At 74.1% G+C, this 20,234-nt stretch carries 14 protein-coding genes; 6 read left to right on the top strand and 8 right to left on the bottom strand.

What is annotated here, in order from left to right; translation table 11 throughout:
• Nucleotides 1-64: 64 nt before the first annotated feature.
• On the bottom strand, nucleotides 65-148 hold the full coding sequence (locus tag ACWD3O_RS31270) for a putative leader peptide (protein WP_356135130.1): 84 nt from the start codon (nucleotides 146-148) through the stop codon (nucleotides 65-67).
• A 784-nt stretch (nucleotides 149-932) separates the two neighbouring features.
• Nucleotides 933-3,083, bottom strand: coding sequence for a sigma-70 family RNA polymerase sigma factor (locus tag ACWD3O_RS31265; protein ID WP_451418210.1), 2,151 nt, complete (start codon nucleotides 3,081-3,083; stop codon nucleotides 933-935).
• 432 nt (nucleotides 3,084-3,515) lie between these two features.
• On the opposite strand from ACWD3O_RS31265, the gene ACWD3O_RS31260 reads away from it, so the two are divergent.
• Nucleotides 3,516-4,952, top strand: a complete 1,437-nt coding sequence (locus ACWD3O_RS31260) for an RICIN domain-containing protein (RefSeq protein ID WP_451418209.1) — start codon at nucleotides 3,516-3,518, stop codon at nucleotides 4,950-4,952.
• Between the two features lie 102 nt (nucleotides 4,953-5,054).
• Here the strand turns inward: ACWD3O_RS31260 and ACWD3O_RS31255 are convergent, their stop codons facing one another.
• From ACWD3O_RS31255 to ACWD3O_RS31245, 3 genes are all read right to left on the bottom strand, one after another.
• The gene (locus ACWD3O_RS31255; RefSeq protein ID WP_451418208.1) at nucleotides 5,055-5,876 is read right to left on the bottom strand and encodes an APH(3'') family aminoglycoside O-phosphotransferase; all 822 of its coding nucleotides are present in this window, start codon (nucleotides 5,874-5,876) and stop codon (nucleotides 5,055-5,057) included.
• Nucleotides 5,877-5,957: 81 nt separating this feature from the next.
• Entirely contained in the window at nucleotides 5,958-6,530 is a 573-nt protein-coding gene (locus ACWD3O_RS31250) for a GNAT family N-acetyltransferase (RefSeq protein ID WP_451414312.1), read from the bottom strand.
• A 65-nt stretch (nucleotides 6,531-6,595) separates the two neighbouring features.
• Nucleotides 6,596-7,984 (bottom strand): hypothetical protein, encoded by a 1,389-nt coding sequence (locus ACWD3O_RS31245; protein ID WP_451418207.1) that lies wholly within the window; start codon nucleotides 7,982-7,984, stop codon nucleotides 6,596-6,598.
• Between the two features lie 184 nt (nucleotides 7,985-8,168).
• Between ACWD3O_RS31245 and ACWD3O_RS31240 the strand changes: the two genes are divergently transcribed.
• Entirely contained in the window at nucleotides 8,169-9,203 is a 1,035-nt protein-coding gene (locus ACWD3O_RS31240) for a M4 family metallopeptidase (RefSeq protein ID WP_451414310.1), read from the top strand.
• Between the two features lie 303 nt (nucleotides 9,204-9,506).
• On the top strand, nucleotides 9,507-10,388 hold the full coding sequence (locus ACWD3O_RS31235; protein ID WP_451409530.1) for a phosphotransferase enzyme family protein: 882 nt from the start codon (nucleotides 9,507-9,509) through the stop codon (nucleotides 10,386-10,388).
• A 40-nt stretch (nucleotides 10,389-10,428) separates the two neighbouring features.
• Here the strand turns inward: ACWD3O_RS31235 and ACWD3O_RS31230 are convergent, their stop codons facing one another.
• Together ACWD3O_RS31230 and ACWD3O_RS31225 are read right to left on the bottom strand one after the other, a co-directional pair.
• Nucleotides 10,429-11,139 carry an exonuclease domain-containing protein gene (locus ACWD3O_RS31230; protein WP_451409529.1) on the bottom strand — a complete coding sequence of 237 codons (711 nt, stop codon included), beginning with the start codon at nucleotides 11,137-11,139 and terminating at the stop codon, nucleotides 10,429-10,431.
• A 126-nt stretch (nucleotides 11,140-11,265) separates the two neighbouring features.
• On the bottom strand, nucleotides 11,266-12,501 hold the full coding sequence (locus ACWD3O_RS31225; RefSeq protein ID WP_451409550.1) for an SAV2148 family HEPN domain-containing protein: 1,236 nt from the start codon (nucleotides 12,499-12,501) through the stop codon (nucleotides 11,266-11,268).
• A 418-nt stretch (nucleotides 12,502-12,919) separates the two neighbouring features.
• On the opposite strand from ACWD3O_RS31225, the gene glgX reads away from it, so the two are divergent.
• Both glgX and treY read left to right on the top strand, forming a co-directional pair.
• The gene (glgX, locus tag ACWD3O_RS31220) at nucleotides 12,920-15,055 is read left to right on the top strand and encodes a glycogen debranching protein GlgX (RefSeq protein ID WP_451409528.1); all 2,136 of its coding nucleotides are present in this window, start codon (nucleotides 12,920-12,922) and stop codon (nucleotides 15,053-15,055) included.
• Nucleotides 15,056-15,281: 226 nt separating this feature from the next.
• Complete coding sequence (gene treY / locus ACWD3O_RS31215; RefSeq protein WP_451418206.1) at nucleotides 15,282-17,633, top strand: malto-oligosyltrehalose synthase; 2,352 nt, start codon at nucleotides 15,282-15,284, stop codon at nucleotides 17,631-17,633.
• 60 nt (nucleotides 17,634-17,693) lie between these two features.
• Here treY and ACWD3O_RS31210 read toward each other — a convergent pair whose 3' ends face one another.
• On the bottom strand, nucleotides 17,694-18,233 hold the full coding sequence (locus tag ACWD3O_RS31210) for an SSI family serine proteinase inhibitor (protein WP_451409526.1): 540 nt from the start codon (nucleotides 18,231-18,233) through the stop codon (nucleotides 17,694-17,696).
• Between the two features lie 182 nt (nucleotides 18,234-18,415).
• Between ACWD3O_RS31210 and treZ the strand changes: the two genes are divergently transcribed.
• A complete protein-coding gene (gene treZ, locus ACWD3O_RS31205) occupies nucleotides 18,416-20,161 on the top strand; it encodes a malto-oligosyltrehalose trehalohydrolase (RefSeq protein ID WP_451409525.1) in 1,746 nt (581 codons plus the stop codon).
• The last annotated feature ends 73 nt before the right edge of the window (nucleotides 20,162-20,234 follow it).

Below are 20,234 nucleotides of genomic sequence, written 5' to 3'. Positions count from 1 at the left end.
CGGGCCGCGGCGGGCGGCGCGGTACGCGGGAGGGCGGAGGGGATGTCGGGCGGCTGAGGACTCGTCAGCAGGCCGGACAGATGGCGCTGGACATGCGGCCGAGGTCGACGTGCCGTCGACTCACCAGGGCGATTCCAGTTCCGAACATGGCGGAAGCGTGTCATGGCGCGGCGGAGACCGTCCACTGTCGTCCGGGATACGGACAGATACGTCTCAACATGCGGCCCGGCGGTGTCATGAGCACCGACCCCGGCCGGGCGGGGAGATCCAGGTCAGGCGGGTGTGGCCGCCCGGAGCGGGCGGGAAGTACTGAGCCTCGCGAAGGTCCCCGGGGCCGGCGGGGCGGCCGGGGGACGTGGGACGGGCGGGACCCACGGGGCGGCGGGGGCGGGAGGGGCGCGGGGGTCACCGCCGGGCGGGTGCGCGGGGGCCGCCGGGCGGCGGGCGCGGGGCCCACTGCCGGGCGAGGGTGCTGGGGCTCGCTGGGCGGGAGCGCGGGGGGCACCGTCGCGGGGACGCGGGGACGCGGGGACGCGGGGCAGCGTCGGGCCGGGGGCGAGCGAGCCTGGCCCACCCTGTCGGACGGGACCGCGGGGGCGCCCTTGCCAGACCGTGGGCCCGCTGCCGGACGGGGCGCGGGGGCACCCTCGGGCGAGGGCCCCGGCCTGCTCGACCGCGGATGAGGGGCTCCGACCTCGACATGCCCGGACCGTGGCAGAAGAGCTCCGGGCTGCCCAGGCCGGGCCAGGGGCAGTCCGTCTGCCCTCCGGAGGGTGCGGCCAGGCCCGCGCGGCCCTGGCCGGAGCCCCCGAGGAGCCGGGCCACGGCCACGCGGGACCGGCGCAGCCGGAGGGGCCCGGAAGACCGGCCGGCCAGGCGGGCCGGGCAGGCCAGGCGGGCCGGGCAGGCCAGGCGGGGCGGGCGGGTGGCGCTCAGGGCGTCATCGGCGCGCCGACGGTGGTGGCCGGATCGTCGGGCCGGAGGAAGGCCGTGCGGGGAAGCGAGCCGTCGGGGCCGCGCGGGCCCTCCGCGTCGTTCGGGTCGGCCGACCCCAGGTCGGTCAGGGCGACGCGCGGCCCGCCCGCGTCCCAGGTGTTGCCGGCGGAGCGGACGGACGGCCCGAGGCGCGTCCCCCGTCCGTCGCCCCAGGCGGCGTTCCCGGTCAGGGTCCCGGCGGAGTCGGCGATCCGGAAACCGGCCAGACCGTTGCGGTAGGCACTGTTGCGTTCCAGGGTGAGGGCCCCCGTGTTGCCCTCGTCGGTGAAGCCGTAACCGCTGTTGCTCCAGGCGGCGTTGTACCGGGCGACGTGTGCCACGGCGGCTCTGCTGCGTCCGCCGCCGAAGGTGAAGCCGTTCCCGTTGCGGTACGACCAGTTGCCGTCGAGCAGCACGGGGTCGGTGAAACCGCCCAGGTCGACCCCGTCGCCGCCGTTGCCCCAGGTACGGCAGTGGCGGACGGTGTTGCCGTCGCCCGACCCGAAGACGACGGCCAGGCCCGCGCCGCCGCCGGTCGCGTCGCGGTTGTCGTGGAAGTCGCTGTCGACGACGGTGTTGCCGACCGTGCCGTCGTCCCGCAGGATCAGCCCCGCCCCGGCGTTGTGGTGCACGGTCAGGCCGTCGAAGACGTCGTACGCGCATCCCCTGCACACCCAAGCGTGGCTGCGGGACCCCCGTACTTCCAGGTTCCGCACGGTCCAGTGGTCGGCGCGCTGGACGACGGCCCACTCCCCTTCGCCGACTCCGGAGACGTCGAGCACCGGCCGTTCACCGCGGTGGGCGGTCAGCGTGATGGGCTGCCCGGCGGTGCCGTCGGTGTCGAGGACCACGGGTTCCGTGGGCCGGTACACGCCACCGCGCAGGACGATGGTCTGGCCGGGACGCACCAGCCCGGCCGCCTTGCCCAGGGTGGCGTACGGGCGGGCGAGGCTGCCGTCGCCCTTGTCGTCCGATCCGCCGGGCGCCACGTACAGTTCACCCGCGCCCGCCGCCGAGGGGGACGGCGACGGACCGCCGGTGGCCGCCGTGGGGGCCGGGGCGGCCTTCGGTGCGGAGCCGGGCGGCCCGTCCGGTGCGGCGGGCTGCCCCCACGGCAGCAGGAACGCCCCGAGCACCACCACCGATGCCGCCGCGACGCCGGCCAGAAGTCTCGGCCGGGCCCCCCGGACGGCGTCGGAGGCGAGGGCCGGCCCGGCTCCGGCCACGGTCTGGACCGACCCCGCCTCGGCCGAACCCAGCAGGTGGGCGAGCCCGGCCAGCAGCCCCGCGGGCACCGGCAGTACGGCGATTCCGGGCAGCAGCCTTTCGGGCGGGACCAGGCCCTCGCGCGGAGCGCCGCAGGCGGGGCAGTCGCGGACGTGCCGGCTCAGCCGTTTGCGCCACAGCGCGCTCGGCCGCCCGTCCCAGCCGCGCGCCGCGGCGGTGAGTCCCTGGCACCGCGGTACGGCGGCGAGCCCGGCCTCGACGAGCCGGGCGGTCTGCAACTGCTCCTTCATGCGTTGCACCCGGACGGCGACATGGCTGCGCGGCAGGCCCAGGGCCGCGGCCAGTTCGCCGCGGCTCAGCACCCCGGCGGTCTCCTCCCACCACAGGGCGAGCAGGCGGCGGTCGTCCTGCTCCAGCCAGCGGGTGGCCCGGACGATTCCGCGGCGCTGGTCGGCCAGGATCAGCTCGGCGACGCTCCGGTCGGCGAAGTCGCCCTGCGGGTCGACCGGTTCGTCGGCCGGGTGCTCCGGCAGGGCCGCGGCGCGGGTGTGCCGTTGACGGCGCCAGTACTGCTGGATCTGCCGGTACACGACGGCCACGGCCCAGGAACGGAACCGGTCCGGCTCCCGCAGCTGGGGCAGTCCCTGGATGATGCGCAGCATCGCCTCCTGCACCAGGTCGTCCGTGTCGGCGTGGCCGCCGAGGGCACGCGCGACGATCCGGTGGAGCAGGGGCAGACAACCGGTGAGGAGTTCTTCGAGCGCGCCCCTGTCACCGTTCTGGGCGGCGCGCACCAGCGACGTCTCGTGCGGGGAGGTGCCGGCTGTCGCCGGGTCGGCCGCGTCACCGCGGCCGGTGTGCCCTCGCGGAGGGTGGTCCATCGGCCAGTACTCCCTCCGCGCGTCCCCGGTGAGCCGACACACGAAGACGCCGGGCCCGGCGCCCGGCCAGGGCCCGCAATCGAACAAGCGCGCTCAACGGCCCAGGATTGTGGCACGGGCGTTGCCGCTTGTAAAAGCAAGTGGCGTGAGGCGCGCGGGAGATGAGCCCGGAAAAAATTCCCGCACGTTTCTGTTATCCCACGCTCCCCAGGCGCATCTACCCCTTCGCCGCGGTGCTTCCCCCACCGCCGGCACGCTCCGGCCGGACACCGCCCGGCCCGCCGTGAGGCGGTCCTGACGGGTCCGGCGCCGCAACGAGGAAGGGACATCAGAGCGATGAGGTCCGATCCGTCGGCCGCGCCCGCTCCCCCGAGCGTCCGGCCCCCCACCCCGCGCCGTGTGTCACACCGGCGTCGCCCCACCAGAACCGCCGTGTTCGTCTCCGCCCTGGCCGTGCTGGCGGGCGGCGTGGTCGCCTCCGTCACGGCCACGGGCAACGCCCGCGCGGCAACGCTCCCGGCCGTGAACACCGCCTACCAGCTGGTGGTCACGAAGTCCGGCAAATGCGTCGACGTACCCGGCGCCTCCACCACCTCCGGCACCAAGCTGCAGCAGTGGACCTGCACCGACAACTCCCCCTGGCAGCAGTTCACCCTCAAACCGGCCGGAACCGACGTCTACACCCTGGTCGGCGTCAACAGCGGCCAGTGCGTCGACGTCCCCTCCGGCTCCACCACCAGCGGCACCCAGGTCCAGCAGTGGGGCTGCGGCACCGGCCAGACCCACCAGCAATGGCGCCTCACCCCCAGCGGCACCGGCACCTACCAGATCATCAACGCCAAGTCCGGCCTCTGCCTCTCCGACCAGAACGCCTCCACCACCAACGGCACCCCCGTCATCCAGGAAACCTGCACCCACAACACCAACAAGCAATGGGCGTTCAAACCCGTCTCCGGCAGCGGCGGCGGCCGGACCTGGTCCAACACGGCCGACGGCTTCGCCTCCACCGGCGGCGGCACCACGGGCGGCGCGGCCGGAGCGACGGTCACCGTGAAGACCTACGCGGACCTGGTGAAGTACGCCACGGCCGCGGAGCCGTACACCATCAAGGTCGCCGGGGCGATCACCGTCAGCCCGTACGGCCACGAGATACCGGTCACCTCGAACAAGACGGTGATCGGAGTCGGCACCTCCGGTCAGATCGTCAACGGCGGCTTCTTCCTCCGAGAGGGCACCCGCAACGTCATCATCCGCAACCTCACCATCCGTGACACCCGGATGGCCGAGGACGATCCCGACGACAAGACCTACGACTACGACGGCATCCAGATGGACACCGCCGACCACATCTGGATCGACCACAACCGCATCCAGCGGATGAACGACGGCCTCATCGACAGCCGCAAGGACACCAGCTACCTCACGGTGTCCTGGAACGAACTGGGCAACGTCAACAAGGCGTTCGGCATCGGCTGGACCGAGAACACGACGGCCCGCATGACGATCCACCACAACTGGATCCACGACACCAACCAGCGCAACCCCAGCATCGACAACGTGGCGCTGGCGCACCTCTACAACAACTACCTGCAGAACGTCAGCTCGTACGGCAACCTCTCGCGCGGGGCGTCCAGGACCGTGATCGAGAACAGCTACTACGACAACGTGGCCAACCCGTACTACCCCGACACCTCGGCCGCGTCCCTGACACAGTCCGGTTCCGTCGTCGTCAACTCCAGCGGCCGACAGCAGACCGGCGGCACCACCTTCGACCCGCGCAGCTACTACAGCTACTCCCTGGACCCGGCCAAGGACGTCCCGGCGCTCCTGAAGCAGTACACCGGTCCGCAGAGCACCATCGGTCAGTGAGGTACCCGCGCCGGGCCCGTACGAAGTCAGGCTGATACGGGCTCGGCGCGGCCGTCGTGAGAGGCATTCGCCCGACCTGAGGCCAAGGGACGGATCAACGGATCAACCCCAGGTGAGCGGGTCGAGATGGAGGTAGAAGCGGAGCCGGTCGTGGTCCAGAGCGATGCCGTACGTCTCGGCGAACGCCCTGTCCGCGGCCCGTCCCCGCTCCTCGTCCGGCCATGTCTCCCGTGCGCTGGCGAGCAGCAGCGACAGGTCGGCGTACCGGTCGGCGAGTCCGAGGCGGCCCAGGTCGATGAAGCCTGACACGTGCAGGGTCCGCGGATCGAGGATGATGTTGGGCAGGCACAGATCCCCGTGGCAGACGACCGTGTCGGCGACTTCCTGCTCCCGCCGCCATGGGACCTGCCGGGTGAGGCGGTCCAGCAGCGCCGGAGTGGGCGTGTCCTGCTGCTCGACCGGGAGGAACTCCGGGGTGACCGCGTCGCGGGCCACGACGTCGCGTGCCACGGCGACCATGGTGTCCAGGCCCCGGCGGAACGGGCACTGCGACACGGGCAGCTCGTGCAGTCGGCGCACCGCGTCCGCGACCGGTTCCCAGGCGACCCGCAAGTCCTCGGCGGGCACCTGATCGGCGGGAATGCCGGAGACGGCACTGGTCACCAGGCAGGCGCCGGCGTCACCGGAGTGCCAGTCGAGCACTCGGGGACCGGGCACACCCTGACCGTGAAGCCAGGCGACCCGGTCGCGCTCGGCCCGCAGGTCGGCTGCGTGCGCGGCGGACACGCACTTGGCATACCGGGTGGCGTCCGCGCTGCGAAGGACGACCGCTCCCGACTCTCCGGCGGTGACAGGCGACCAGTCGCCGTCCCCCGCACCGAGGAGCACCGGCGGCATGACCCGCGGCCCGGGGCGATCGCTCATGGAGGCCACTGTAGCCAGCCCGGCGGCCGGCCCGGGACCGCGGGATCTCCGGGGGCAGATGGGTCGGACGGGTCGGACGGGTCAGACCGGGAAGGCGTCGGGCCAGGGGCCGGGGGCCGCGGGGACGTCCTCCTCCTCCGTCTCGGTGCGGAACAGCCGGAACCCGCGCCGCTGGTAGTTGTCCATCGCGTGCTCCCCGTCCAGGCTGCAGGTGTGCAGCCACACCCGCTGGGTGGGCATCCGCTCCGGCCACCGCTCGGCGAGGTCCCAGGCGCGGGCGGTGCCCACGGAGAGCAGGTGCCCGCCGATCCGCCGGCCCCGGAACGCGGGCAGCAGACCGAAGTAGACGATCTCCACGACGCCCTCGTCCTGCGCCTCCAGCTCCACGTAGCCCGCGGGCGTCCCCCGGTCGTAGGCCACCCAGGTCTCGATCCCGGGGCGCTCCAGGTGCTCCTGCCACCGGGCGTAGGACCAGCCGAGCCGGTCGATCCAGGTGATGTCGCCGCCGACCGAGGCGTACAGGAACCTGTTGAACTCGGGCGAGGGCGCCTCGGCCCGCACGACGCGGACGTCTCCCTCGGGCACGGCCGCGGGGCGCAGGTCGGCCGGCGAGGTCTGCTCGAGGGACCAGGTGGTGACAGTGGTGCGGTTCATGCGGTCAGACAATAACCGCGGCGGGCGGCCTGTCGAGGAAACGCTGCTCACAGGGTGCGCGGCCGCTACTCCAGGGAGGCGTCGACCTCGCCGAGCGGCACCGCGAACAGGCTCCGCCCGCCCCGCTCCGGCGCGTCCGAGACGCCCCAGATCTCACCGGCGCCCTGCCGGTAGGCCAGCCCGCGCGCTCCGGCCGCCCAGCAGTACGGCAGTTCGTAGTCACCGCAGCGGGCCGCGCGGGCGGTGCGTTCCCCCGCCGACTGGGCCCACAGCGCGCCCCGGCCGCCGGCGGCCTCCTGCGGGTCCGAGGCCAGGTACCAGCGGCCCTCGGCGGCTCCCTCGGCGCGGTGGGACACCACGCCCCTGATCCCGGCAGCCTCGGTCCGGAAGCTCTCCACCGGCCGCGCCGACCCGCCGCCGTCGAGGGAGAGCAGGCCCTCCCGGCCCGGGTAGCGGCTGAGTGTGTACCGCCAGAGCCGTGACGGCCCCTCGGCCCGCCGCTCGGCCGTCACCAGGGTGTCCGGCGAGGTGGAGCGGTCCAGCGAGAGGGCGCCGAGGCAGGCCGAGCCCTCCTCCTCCGCCCGGCATCCGCCGCCCCGCAGTTCGTAGGAGGCGACGGCCGGCAGCACGAACCGGCTGCGGTCCGCGGTGCCCGTCGTCGCCGTCGCGCCCGTCGCCGGGCTCGCCGTCGGGCTCGCCTTCGCCGTCCGGTGGACGCGGTCCAGCGAGAACACGTACAGCGCCTCCTTCCCACCGGGCGTTCCCACGGTGGCGAGGAGCTTGTCCTGGTACCAGACCATGCCGCGGAGTTCGCCTCCGAGCGGCCGGTAGCCGTCCTCGTCCTGCCCGCCGTCCTCGGCGGGCGTCGCCTCGCGCGCCCCGGTGGGCGCGGTGGGCAGCGCCAGCAGCGCCCAGGTGTAGGTGAGCCGGTCGGGGTCGCCCGCGTCCACGAAGGCGACCCGCGCCGAACCGGGCCCGGCGGCGTCGGCGGTCCGCGTCCAGGCGGACAGGATCACCCGGTCCTCGCCCCATCGGCCGTCGTCGTCGGCGTCCGCGGAGGTGGTCACCGACACCGGGGCCCAGTCCTCGTCCCGGGCGTCGGCCTTCTCCCAGCAGTAGGCGCGCGCCGCCTCGGGCTCGGCGGGGAGCGCCCCGGGCCCGGCGCAGTCGTCCTCCGCCGACATCTCGTGCTCGGCCTCGCGGAGCACGGTGGCCGGCGGGACGGGACCGCCCAGGTCCTCGGCGAGCGCGTCGAGGTGCGGCCACGGCACGGCCTGCTCGCGGAGTTCGGGCCCGGCCGCCGCGGGGATGCGCTGCAGCGGGCCCGGTGTCTCGCCGGTCGCCTGCGAGACGCTGATGACGGTCGCCGCCCCGGTGAGCGCGAGCGCCGTCCCGCCCAGGAGGGCACGCAGCGCGACACCTCGTCTGCGCCTGCGATGCCTGCCCCGTGCCATCGGGTCCTCCCGCGTCTCGCCGTAACACTGCGCCCGGACAGCGGACTCGGGCCGCCGCCGGGGTGAGGAGTTGTCCGTGGATGGTACGGCAGTGACGGCCGCTTCTGGTCAACACCCTGGTGGATGGGGAAGGATCACCGCCACCCACCCCCCGTTGCATACCCACGGACTCCGGAGGATCCACATGATCCGTCGAACACCTCGCCGCACCACGGCGGCGGCCGTCGCCGTCGCCGCGCTGGCCGGTCTGGCCACCGCCGGGACCGCCGTCGCGGCCGAGGACACGCCGGTCGGGCGCGTCTTCATGGTCAACCCGGTCCAGTCGTCCGGCGACCAGACCCTGGTGGACGCCAAGGACGCCGCGTCCGCCGTCCCGGACTCCGCCTACGCCCTGGCGGCGCTGCGCAACCTCGACGGCAGCGGCCGGCTCTCCGGCCGGTGGGTGACCGTCCGCTCGGAGACCGGCGCGCCGGCCACGGTGGCGGAGGCGGCGGGCTACGACCGGCACGACGACGGGTTCGAGCAGGTGATGGCGTACTTCTGGATCAACGAGGCCCAGGAGTACCTGCAGGGCCTCGGCTTCGGCAGCGAACTGCCGGGCGTCAACGACCGTGCGCAGCCGGTGCGGCTGAACCAGTGGGGCGCCGACAACTCCTACTACACGGACAAGAAGACGGAGATCCGGCTCGGCAAGGGCGGGGTGGACGACGCCGAGGACGCCGAGGTGATCGTCCACGAGTACGGGCACGCGGTCCACCACGCCCAGGTGCCGGGCTACGGCACCTCCGTGGAGGCCGGGGCGATCGGCGAGGCCTTCGGGGACTACCTGGCGGTGACCGTGGGCGAGCACGCGGCGGCGCGCTACGGGTGGGAACGGAACGCGGACCTGGCGTGCGTGGCGGACTGGGACGCGGTCCCCTACTCCGGCACGCCGCACTGCCTGCGGCGGATCGACGGCACCAAGACCTACGCGGACCGGGTGGGCCAGGTCCACGCGGACGGGCAGATCTGGTCCCGTGCGCTGTTCGACATCCGGCAGGCGCTGGGGGCGCGCGCGGCGGACCGCGTCATCGTGAACGCGCAGTTCGACTTCGCCCCGGACACCGGCTTCGCCGACGCGGCGGCGGCGACGATCGCCACGGCGGAGGAGATGTACGGGGCGAAGGCGGCCGCGGCCGTCCGCGCCGCCTTCCACGCCCGCCAGATCCCCGGCGCCTGATCCCGCGGGCCCGCCCTTCTCCCCGCGGGACCGCCCGTTTCCCCGCGCGGCCGCCTCTGGCCGCCGCGCGGGGAACGCCCCGACTCCGCCGGTCCGGCGACACGGCGGGGCGCCCCGCCACCCCTCCCCCACGGGCCTCCCGTGCCCAGGGCACGCGGGCACGCGGCGGACGGGCCGCCGCGCGGGGACAGGCACAGGACGGCCGGCGGGTGGGTGGGCACGGTGGGTGGGGACCGTCGGACGGGATGGTTCGGCGGGGTGGGAGACTGTGCCCGCACGAACCGGAACCGTCGAAGGACCCGCATGGACGAGGCAGCCGCCCGCGCCGTCCTGGCCGCCGCCAGGAAGACCCACCCCTCGCTGGGCGAGGCCCCCGCCGCCGCGGACGCCCCCTTGCTGGCCCTCGGCGAGAACGCCGTGTTCGCCGCCGGGGACCTCGTCGTCAAGATCGCCCGTACGCCCGAGCTGCTGGACCGCGCCCGCCACGAGGTGGCCGTCGCCCGGTGGCTGGAGGAGCGGGACGTCCCGGCGCCCCGCCCGGTGGCCGGGGAACCCGAGCTGGTCGAGGGGCACCCGGTGACCCTCTGGCGCCGCCTGCCCGACCCGGTCCGCCCCGCGGAGGCCCGCGACCTGGCCGAGCTGCTGCACGTGGTGCACGCCCTGCCGGCGCCGCCGTTCCCGCTGCCCCGCCGGGAGCTCCTCGGCGGCGTCGAGCGCTGGCTGACCCTGGCGGGCGACGCGATCGACCCCGAGGACGCCGCCTTCCTCCGCGCCCGCCGCGACGGCTTCGCCGCCGAGGCCGCCGCTCTCACCCCGCACCTCCCCCCGGGCCCCGTCCACGGCGACGCGCTTCCCCGCAACGTCCTCGTCGGCCCGGACGGCCCCGTCCTGATGGACCTGGAGACCTTCTCCTCCGACCTCCGCGAGCACGACCTGGTCGTGATGGCGCTGTCCCACGACCGCTACGGCCTGTCCGCCGAGGCGTACGAGACCTTCACCGGCGTCTACGGCTGGGACGTGCGCGAGTGGGAGGGGTGCGCCGTCCTGCGCGGTGCCCGCGAGACCGCGAGCTGCGCCTGGGTGGCCCAGCACGCCCCCCACAATCCCAAGGCGCTCGCCGAGTTCGAGCGCCGGGTCGCCTCCCTGCGCGAGGGAGACCCGACGGTCCGCTGGTACCCGTTCTGACGGAACGCGCCGGCCGCTCCGGCGCGCCGTAGGCGGGGGGTCAGGCCGCTTCGCGCAGTGGCCAGGCTCCGTCGACCACCACGTCCGTCTCCCCCTTGGCGCGGAGGAACTCCTGGAAGCCGGCCGCCCATTCGGCCCGCCAGCCGATCTGGAGCCGGTGCAGTTCGGCGACGCCGAGGTCGGCCACCTTGGCGTGCCGCACGGCTATCGCCCGGGCCAGGCGTGCCGCGGCCAGCGCGTCGGCCGCCGCGTCGTGCGCGTCCTCCAGCGGCACGCCGTACTCGGCGCACACCGCCTCCAGCGTCCGCTTGCCCCGCCGGTAGCGGTCGACCGCGCGGTCCACGGTGTACGGGTCGACGACCGGTGCCGGGTCCTGTCCGCCCAGCCGTTCGCGCAGCGAGGGCAGTCCGTGGCGGCGCAGCTCGGCGGAGAGCAGGGTGAGGTCGAAGGCCGCGTTGTAGACGACCACGGGTATGCCGGCCTGCCAGTAGGACGTGAGCACGCCCGCCACCTCGTCGGCCACCCGGTCGGCGGGCAGGCCGCAGGCCGTCACCCGCTCGTTGGTGATGCCGTGCACGGCGACCGCCTCGGCGGGGATCTCCATGCCGGGATCGGCGAGCCATTCCCGGCGGCCGGCGATCTCGCCCTCCCTGACCTCCAGCACGGCGGCCGTGACGATGCGGGCCTCGTGCGGGTCGGTGCCGGTGGTCTCCAGATCGAAGCCGATCAGCGGTGCGTGGTGCCAGCCCATGGCGGCCCCCTTCGTGTGGTGATGCGTCCCCCAGGTGTTCCTCACCTTCGCACGCACCACTGACAACGCCCGCGCCGCACTCCCTCCCGTCCCGCCTCATCCCCGGCGAAATCGGGCGGGCGGAAATCAGGACACGGGCCGCGAATCCGCCCAGGCCACCTCGAACTCCTCCCGGTAGGTGGGGAACAGGGCACTCTCCTCGGCCGCGCCCGACCTGACCACCCTGCCGCCGTTGCGCAGCAGCATCACCGGGGCCTCCATGCCGCGGGTGCGCCGCAGGTACGACTGGACGACCCCGATCCCGTCGGCGCCGTCCCCGTCGACCAGGTAGGCCGTGAACCGCGGCGTCTCGTCGTAGACCTGGATCTCGAAGGCGCCGGGGTCGCGCAGCCGGGACCGCACCCGGCGCATGTGGAGGATGTTCATCTCCACGGCCCGGCTCAGCTCGCCACGCTTGATGCCGAGTTCCCGCTCACGCCTGCGGACGGCGCTGGACGCGGGGTTGAGGAACAGCAGCCGGACCCGGGTGCCGGACTCGGCGAGGCGGACCAGCCGCCGGCCGGAGAAGTTCTGCACCAGCAGGTTGAGGCCGATGCCGATGGCGTCGAGCCGGCGGGCCTCTCCGAAGATGTCCTCGGCGGGGAAGTGCCGCAGCAGCCGCACCCGGTCGGGGTGGACGGCGACCACGTCGGCGTACCGGTCGCCCACCAGGTCCTCAACGGCGTCGACCGGCAGACGCCGGGCGGAGGGCACGTCGGCACCCGCGCCCAGCATGTCGAGCAGCCGGGCCGAGGCCCGCTCGGCCTGGGCGAGGACCGCCTCGGACAGGGCGCGGTTGCGGGTGACGACGTTGCGGGCGACCTCGAGCTCGTCGAGCGCCAGCTCCAGGTCGCGGCGGTCGTCGAAGTAGGGCTCGAAGCAGGGCCAGTGCTGGACGGTCAACTCGCGTAGCTGCGGGAGCGTCAGGAAGCTGAGCACGTTGTCGTCGGCCGGGTCGAGCAGGTACCCCTTGCGCCGGCTGACCTCGCGGACGGCTACGGCGCGCTGCACCCATTCCTGCCCGGCGGGTCCGGCCGCGGCGACCACCCAGTCGTCGCCGTGGACGGGTTCGTAGACCGGGCGCAGCACGGCGGCCACGACGGCGCGCATCCGCTGTTCGACCAGATTCAGCCAGATGTAGGCGCGGCCGGCCCGCTGGGCCCGGGTGCGGACCTCGCTCCAGGCCTCGGCGCCCCATTCGAGCTCCGGCCCGATGGCGGCCTCCATCGGCCGGGCGAGCGACACCGCGCCGGGCGGGGCGTCTGCCGGGTTCCCCTCGCGACCGTTGTCGCCAGGGGGCAACTCCAGGCCTCCCGAGCCCACCCGCGCACCGCCTTCCGCTCCCCCGGAGCTGTCCTCGTCAATGATCAAGAAAGATTACTCCGGGTTGGCGGGCGGTGCAGCCGGATGCACAGGCTCCTTCCCCAACTACCGGATCCGGCACGCCTGTTCCAGCAGTGTGAGGGAGACGGAGTGAGTCTTTTCATACTGCATCGGCGGTGGTCGCGGGCCCACCGGGCCCCCCCGGTCCGGCCTGCGCGCGAGAATGGCCGATTCCGCTTCTCCCGGAATCTCCCCGGATCCCTCATCATTCCCCGTCGCTCCTCCGGGTGAGCCGCGGGCGGCGGGCGTTGACCCGTGACACCGAATCAGGGCGATCAGTGCGTGCTTCTCCTTCTTTCGGGAAGAATCGGCGCGAAGAGGCACCGTCGATCCGCACTCACCTGGGAGAGTCGAGTCCATGCAGGTCTGGCCCGGAGAGGCGTATCCACTGGGTGCCACGTACGACGGCGCCGGCACGAATTTCGCGGTCTTCACGGAGGCCGCCGAGCGGGTGGAGCTGTGTCTGCTCCACGACGACGGCTCGGAGACGGCGGTCGAGCTGCGGGAGAGCGACGCGTTCGTGCGTCACGCCTACCTGCCGGGGGTGATGCCCGGCCAGCGGTACGGCTTCCGGGTGCACGGCCCCTACGCCCCGGAGCACGGGCTGCGGACGAACTCGGCGAAGCTGCTGCTCGACCCGTACGCGAAGGCGGTCTCGGGGTCGGTCCGCTGGGGCGAGGAGGTCTACGGCTACCGCTTCGGCGCCCCCGACAGCCGCAACGACATGGACTCCGCGCCGCACACCATGACGTCCGTGGTGGTGAACCCGTACTTCGACTGGGGCGACGACCGCCCGCCGCGCACCCCGTACCACGAGACCGTGATCTACGAGGCCCATGTGAAGGGCCTGACGATGCGCCATCCGGCGCTGCCCGAGGAGCTGCGCGGCACCTACGCGGCGCTGGCGCACCCGGCGATCCTGGAGCACCTGACGGACCTGGGCGTCACGGCGCTGGAGCTGATGCCGGTCCACCAGTTCGTCGACGACCACCGCCTCGTCGACCTGGGCCTGAGCAACTACTGGGGCTACAACACCATCGGCTTCTTCGCCCCGCACAACTCCTACGCCTCCTGGGGCGACCGCGGGCAGCAGGTGCTGGAGTTCAAGTCGGCGGTGCGGGCGCTCCACGAGGCGGGCATCGAGGTCATCCTCGACGTGGTCTACAACCACACCGCCGAGGGCAACCACCTGGGCCCCACCCTGTCCTTCCGCGGCCTGGACAACTGCTCGTACTACCGGCTGACCGAGGACCCGCGCTACTACATGGACACCACGGGCACCGGCAACAGCCTGCTGATGCGCTCCCCGCACGTACTCCAGATGATCATGGATTCGCTGCGGTACTGGGTCACCGAGATGCACGTGGACGGTTTCCGCTTCGACCTGGCGGCCACCCTGGCCCGCCAGTTCCACGAGGTGGACCGGCTGTCGTCGTTCTTCGACCTGGTGCAGCAGGACCCGGTGGTCTCCCAGGTGAAGCTGATCGCCGAGCCCTGGGACGTCGGCGAGGGCGGCTACCAGGTGGGCAACTTCCCGCCGCTGTGGACGGAGTGGAACGGCAAGTACCGGGACACCGTCCGGGACCTGTGGCGGGGCGAGCCGCGCGCCCTGGCCGAGTTCGCCTCCCGGCTGACCGGCTCCTCCGACCTGTACCAGGACGACGGCCGCCGCCCGCTCGCCTCGGTCAACTTCGTGACCTGCCACGACGGTTTCACCCTGCGGGACCTGGTCTCGTACAACGACAAGCACAACGAGGCCAACGGCGAGGACAACCGCGACGGCGAGAGCCACAACCGGTCCTGGAACTGCGGGGTCGAGGGCGAGACCGACGACCCCGGCGTGCTCGCGCTGCGCGGGCGGCAGATCCGCAACTTCATCGCCACGCTGATGCTCTCCCAGGGCGTGCCGATGCTCGGCCACGGCGACGAGTTCGCCCGCACCCAGCACGGCAACAACAACGCCTACTGCCAGGACAACGAGCTGGCCTGGGTGCCGTGGCCCACCGGGGAGGACGACGCGGAACTCGACGAGGAGGCGCTGCGGATCCGGGAGTTCACGCGCTCCATGGTGTGGCTGCGCCGCGACCACCCGGTGTTCCGCCGTCGGCGCTTCTTCCACGGCCGCCCGGTCGAGGGCACCCACGACGAGCTCTCCGACATCGCCTGGTTCACCCCGGAGGGCGCGGAGATGACCCGGGAGGACTGGGAGACGGCGCCGGCCAGCGCGCTGACCGTGTTCCTCAACGGCAACGCCATCTCGGAGCCGGGGCCGCGCGGCGAGCGGGTCACCGACGACTCGTTCCTGCTGCTCTTCAACGCCTCGCCGCAGCCCATCGAGTTCACCCTGCCGGACGACCACGGCCAGCACTGGCAGGTGGTGGTCGACACGGCCCTCGCCGAGGGCGTCCCGGAGGGCGGCGGCCCCAAGCACCGCGCCGGTGACCGGCTGAAGCTCCCCGACCGCTCCCTGACGGTGCTGCAGCGCCCCGCCTGAGCCGGCATCACCGCCCTTCAGCCCCACCGCCCCACCGCGCCGCCACCCGGCGGGGCGGTGGGGCGCTGCGGCGCGTCCGACCGGCCGGCCCGGCCGCTCAGGCGGCTTCGGCGCGTCCCGCGGGGCCGGCCGGTGCGGGGCGCCTCAGGAGTCCCGCCCGTCACCGCTCGTCACCCATCCGGAGCAACCCGGCAACCCCCGCCCCACCCCGGGGTACATCCTCCCCATGGACTCCCGCGCGCCCACCGCCACGTACCGGTTGCAGCTCCAGCCCGGCTTCCCGTTCGCCGCCGCCGAGGCCGCCGCACCCCACCTCGCCGCCCTCGGCGTCTCCCACCTCCACCTCTCCCCCGTCCTCGAGGCCGTCCCCGGCTCCACGCACGGCTACGACGTCACCGACCCGACCCGGGTCCGCGAGGAACTGGGCGGTGAGGAGGGCCTGCGCTCCCTGTCCCGCACCGCCCGCGACCTGGGCCTCGGCCTGGTCGTCGACATCGTGCCGAACCACATGGCCATGTCCCCGCAGCACAACCGCGCCCTGTGGGAGGTGCTGCGCAAGGGCCCCGACTCGCCCTACGCGGCCTGGTTCGACATCGACCGGCGGGCCGGGGACGGCCGGATGCTGCTGCCGGTCCTCGGCGGCCCCCTCGGCGGCGAACTCCCCCACCTGCGGGTCGACGGCGACGTGCTGCGCCACCACGACCAGGCCTTCCCGCTCCGCCCCGGCACGGAGGACCTGCCGCTGCCCGAGCTGCTGGACGCCCAGTGGTACCGGCTCGCCTGGTGGCGGCTGGCGCGCACCGAGCTCAACTACCGGCGCTTCTTCACCGTCTCGGAGCTGATCGGCGTCCGGGTGGAGGACCCCGAGGTCTTCGACGCCACCCACGGCAAGATTCTCGAGCTGCTGGACGAGGGCGTCGTCGACGGCCTGCGCATCGACCACCCGGACGGCCTGGCCGACCCCGGGGCCTACCTGCGGAGGCTGGAGAAGGCGACCGGCGGCCGCTGGACGGTGGTGGAGAAGATCCTCGCGGAGGACGAACGCCTCCCGGAGTCCTGGCCGGTGGCCGGGACCACCGGCTACGACGCCCTGCGGAGGCTGGACGCGGTCCTCACCGACCCGGCCGGCGCGCGGGACCTGCTGGAGCGCTACCGGCGGCACACCGCGCCGCCCGACGACCTCGGCGGCGACTGGGAGTCCACCCGGCTCCGCAGCGCCGGGCGGGTGGTCGACCACGAGCTGGCCTCGGAGATGACCCGGCTGACCCGCGCGGCCTCCGCCGCGTGCGCCACCTCCGGCGACCCGGCGCTCCTCGACCGCGCCCCGTGGGCGCTGCGCGCCGCGCTGCGGGAGCTGCTGGTGCGGATGGAGGTGTACCGGCCGTACACGCCGCGGGACGCCGGCACGGTGCTCACCGAGGAGGCCGCGGCCGAGGCCCGGGCGGCGTTCGCGGTGCCGCAGGAGGCGGAGGCGGTGGACGTGGTGCGCGGCCTGCTGTGCGGCGTCCACGGCGAATGGCCCGAACAGACGGAACTGTGCACGCGGTTCGCCCAGACCTCGTCGGCGCTGCGCGCCAAGTCGGTGGAGGACAGCGCCTTCTACCGCTACGTGCCGCTGCTGTCGGCGAACGAGGTCGGCGGCTCCCCGGACCGGCCGGGGCTGGAGCCGGAGGAGTTCCACGCCTGGTGCGCGCGCACCCAGCGGGAGCGCCCGCTGACCGGCACCGTGCTCTCCACCCACGACACCAAGCGCAGCGCCGACGTCCGGGCCGCGATCGCGGTGCTGACCCAGTGCCCGGACCGGTGGGCGCGGGTGGTCGAGGAGGCGAGCGCGGCGGACACCGCGAGCGGCGACGGGCCCGACCGCGGGCTGGCCTGGGCGGGCTGGCAGACGCTGTTCGGCCTCGGCGAGGCCTCGGCGGAGCGGCTGTCCGGTGCCCTGCTCAAGCACGCCCGCGAGAGCGGCCTGCACACCACCTGGACCGAACAGGACGCCCGTTACGAGGAGACGGTGACCGGCTTCGTCACCGCGGCCCTGTGCGGATCGCCCGGCGAGCGGGTGACGGCGCTGCGGCGGTCGCTGGAGCCGCACATCCGGGCCAACGTCCTGGCGGCGACGCTGCTCCACCTGACCGTGCCCGGCGTGCCGGACGTCTACCAGGGCGGCGAGGCCGAGTACCGGGCCCTGGTGGACCCGGACAACCGTGCCCCCGCCGTCCTCCCCCACCCCGACCCGGGGGACAAGGGGGCGCTGACCACCGCCGCGCTGCGTCTGCGCCGGCGGCGGCCCGAGCTGTTCGGCGCCGACGCCTCCTACCGGCCGGTGTCCGCCGAGGGGGCGGCGGCCGGGCACTGCCTGGCGTTCACCCGGTCCGGGCGGGTGTTGACCGCCGTCACCCGGTTGTCGGTGCGGCTGGAGGAGGCCGGCGGCTGGGGCACGACCACGCTTCCCCTGCCGCCCGGCCGCTGGGCCGACCTGAGCACTCCCGGGCGGGAGTTCGAGGGCCGCGTTCCGCTCGCCGACCTGTTCCGCCCCCTGCCGGTCGCCCTCCTGGAGCGGGTGGACGACGACGCCTGACGTGGCGGACGCGGGCGGACGCGGGCCGGTGGTGCCGCGCCCGCCCGCGTCCCTCCGTGGTCACCGGGAAGCGGTGGCCTCCGTCGGAGCGGTCTCCGCCGTCGGAGCGGTCGCCCCCGTCGGAGCGGTCTCCGCCGGCGGCACGGCATCGGCAAGGGTGAACACATCACCCGTTCGGGCGGTCATCACGCACTCGTTGGGAAAGGTCTCCGTGTACTGCACCGGCCTGCCGCCCCACTCGCCGCGGGCGCGGGCGGTGACCGGCGCGTACCGCATGGGGCAGACGGCGTCCGCCCGCTGCGGGACGGCGGTCGGGTCGCCGCCCGCCTCCGCCAGCTCGGCGCAGGCGCGGGTCGCCTCCCGGTGGCCCGCGGCCTGCGGGGGATCGCACAGCAGGAGCGCGCCCCTGGCCTCGGGGGCCGCGCCGGCGCGGGCTTCCCCGTGGGTCACGGACACGTAGACCCAGTTGCCCTGGTAGGGCTCGGACGGCGCGGCGTGGGCGGGCACGGCGGGCGCCGTCAGCAGCAGCGCGGCGGCCGTCAGCAGGGCGCCGCGCACCGGGAGGCCCCGGACGGCCGGGGCGCAGGAGATCAGTCTCATACCCCATGCATCGGCACCCTTCGGGCACTGCCACACCCAACTCACCTGAACGGAGTAGAGGGTGAGGTGCCGCACGGGAGGGAAGGTCGTGATCCGGAGCGCGACGCTCGCTCCGTGACGCAGGATGGTGCCGCTGCATCCAGGGCATCCGGGTCATTCGCTGGAACGAAGGGGAGCCGTTCGTGGAGTTCGAGGTGTGGGCGCCGCAGGCCGGTCGGGTGACGCTCCATTGCGCGGGGAGCGAGCACGCCATGGAGGCCGACCCGCTGCGCCGGGGGTGGTGGACGGCGCAGGCCGACGCCGAGGACGGAACGCGGTACGGGTTCTCGCTGGACGGCGGGCCGGTGCTGCCGGACCCGCGCTCCCGGCGGCAGCCCGACGGGCCGGACGGGCCGAGCGCCGTCGTCGACCACGGGCGGTACCGGTGGCGGGCGAACTGGCAGGGGCGGCCGCTGCCGGGCGCGGTCCTCTACGAGATGCACGTGGGCACGTTCACGCCCGAGGGCACGCTGGACGCCGCCGCCTCGCGGCTGGAGCACCTCGCCGACCTCGGCGTCACCCATGTGGAGCTGATGCCGCTCTGCCCGTTCCCCGGGCGGCACGGCTGGGGCTACGAGGGCGTCTCGCTGTGGGCGGTGCACGAGCCGTACGGGGGCCCGGAGGCCCTCAAGCGGTTCGTGGACCGGGCGCACGAACTGGGGCTGGGCGTCGTGCTCGACGTGGTCCACAACCACTTGGGGCCGTCCGGCAACCACCTGCCGCGGTTCGGCCCCTACTTCACCGACACCCACCACACGCCGTGGGGGGCCGCCGTCAACCTGGACGCCCAGGGTTCCGACGAGGTCCGCGAGTTCCTGATCGACAGCGCCCTGTCCTGGCTGCGGGACTACCGGCTGGACGGTCTGCGGCTGGACGCCGTGCACGCCCTCTGCGACGACCGCGCCTACCACTTCCTGGAGGAGCTCTCCACGGCGGTGGACCGGCTGGCGGTGGGACTGGGGCGGCCGCTGTTCCTGATCGCCGAGTCCGACCTCAACGACCCCCGGCTGGTCGCCCCGCGCGAGACGGGCGGGCTGGGGCTGCACGCCCAGTGGAACGACGACTTCCACCACGCGGCGCACACCGCGCTGACCGGCGAGTCGCAGGGCTACTACGCGGACTTCGCCCGCGACCCGTTCACCGCGCTGGCCAAGACGCTCACCGCCGGGTTCTTCCACGACGGCACGTACTCCAGCTTCCGCGGCCGGCGGCACGGGCGGCCGCTGGACCGGACCCGGTTCGCGGCGCACCGGCTGCTGGGCTACTCCCAGACCCACGACCAGATCGGCAACCGGGCGCAGGGCGACCGGCTGTCGGCCACGCTCTCCCCCGGCCTGCTGGCCTGCGCGGCGACTCTCACGCTGACCTCGCCGTTCACGCCGATGCTGTTCATGGGTGAGGAGTGGGGCGCCTCGACGCCCTGGCAGTTCTTCACCGACCACACGGACCCGGAGCTGGCGGAGGCGGTCCGGCAGGGGCGGCGGCGGGAGTTCGCGGCGCACGGCTGGGCGGAGGAGGACGTGCCGGATCCGCAGGACCCGGCGACGCGGGACCGGTCCTGCCTGGACTGGACGGAGCCGTCCAAGGAGCCGCACGCGCGGTTGCTGGCGTGGTACCGGATGCTGATCGCGCTGCGGCACGAGCAGGGGGACCTCACGGATCCGGACCTCGCGGACGTGCGGGTCGTCCACGACGCGGAGGCGCGGTGGTTCGCCTTCCGCCGGGGTGACCTCCGCATCGTCCTCAACCTCGGGTCCGAGGCGGCGGAGATTCCCCTCGGGTCCCGCCCCGTCGAGATCCTCGCCTCCTGGACCCCCCTCGAGACCCCCGACCCCGACGGCCTCCTCCACCTCCCCGCCGAATCCTGCGCGGTCCTCCTCCAGTCCTGACCCCACGCGCCACCCCGCCCCCGCCCACCGGGCGAACCATGCCGCTGGGGCGACGGGGCTCCCCCATGCTCGA

This window comes from Streptomyces sp. NPDC002640 (genome assembly GCF_053592575.1).
The sequence above is the reverse complement of the archived record's forward strand: the minus strand, read 5'-3'. Positions and strand labels throughout refer to the sequence as shown.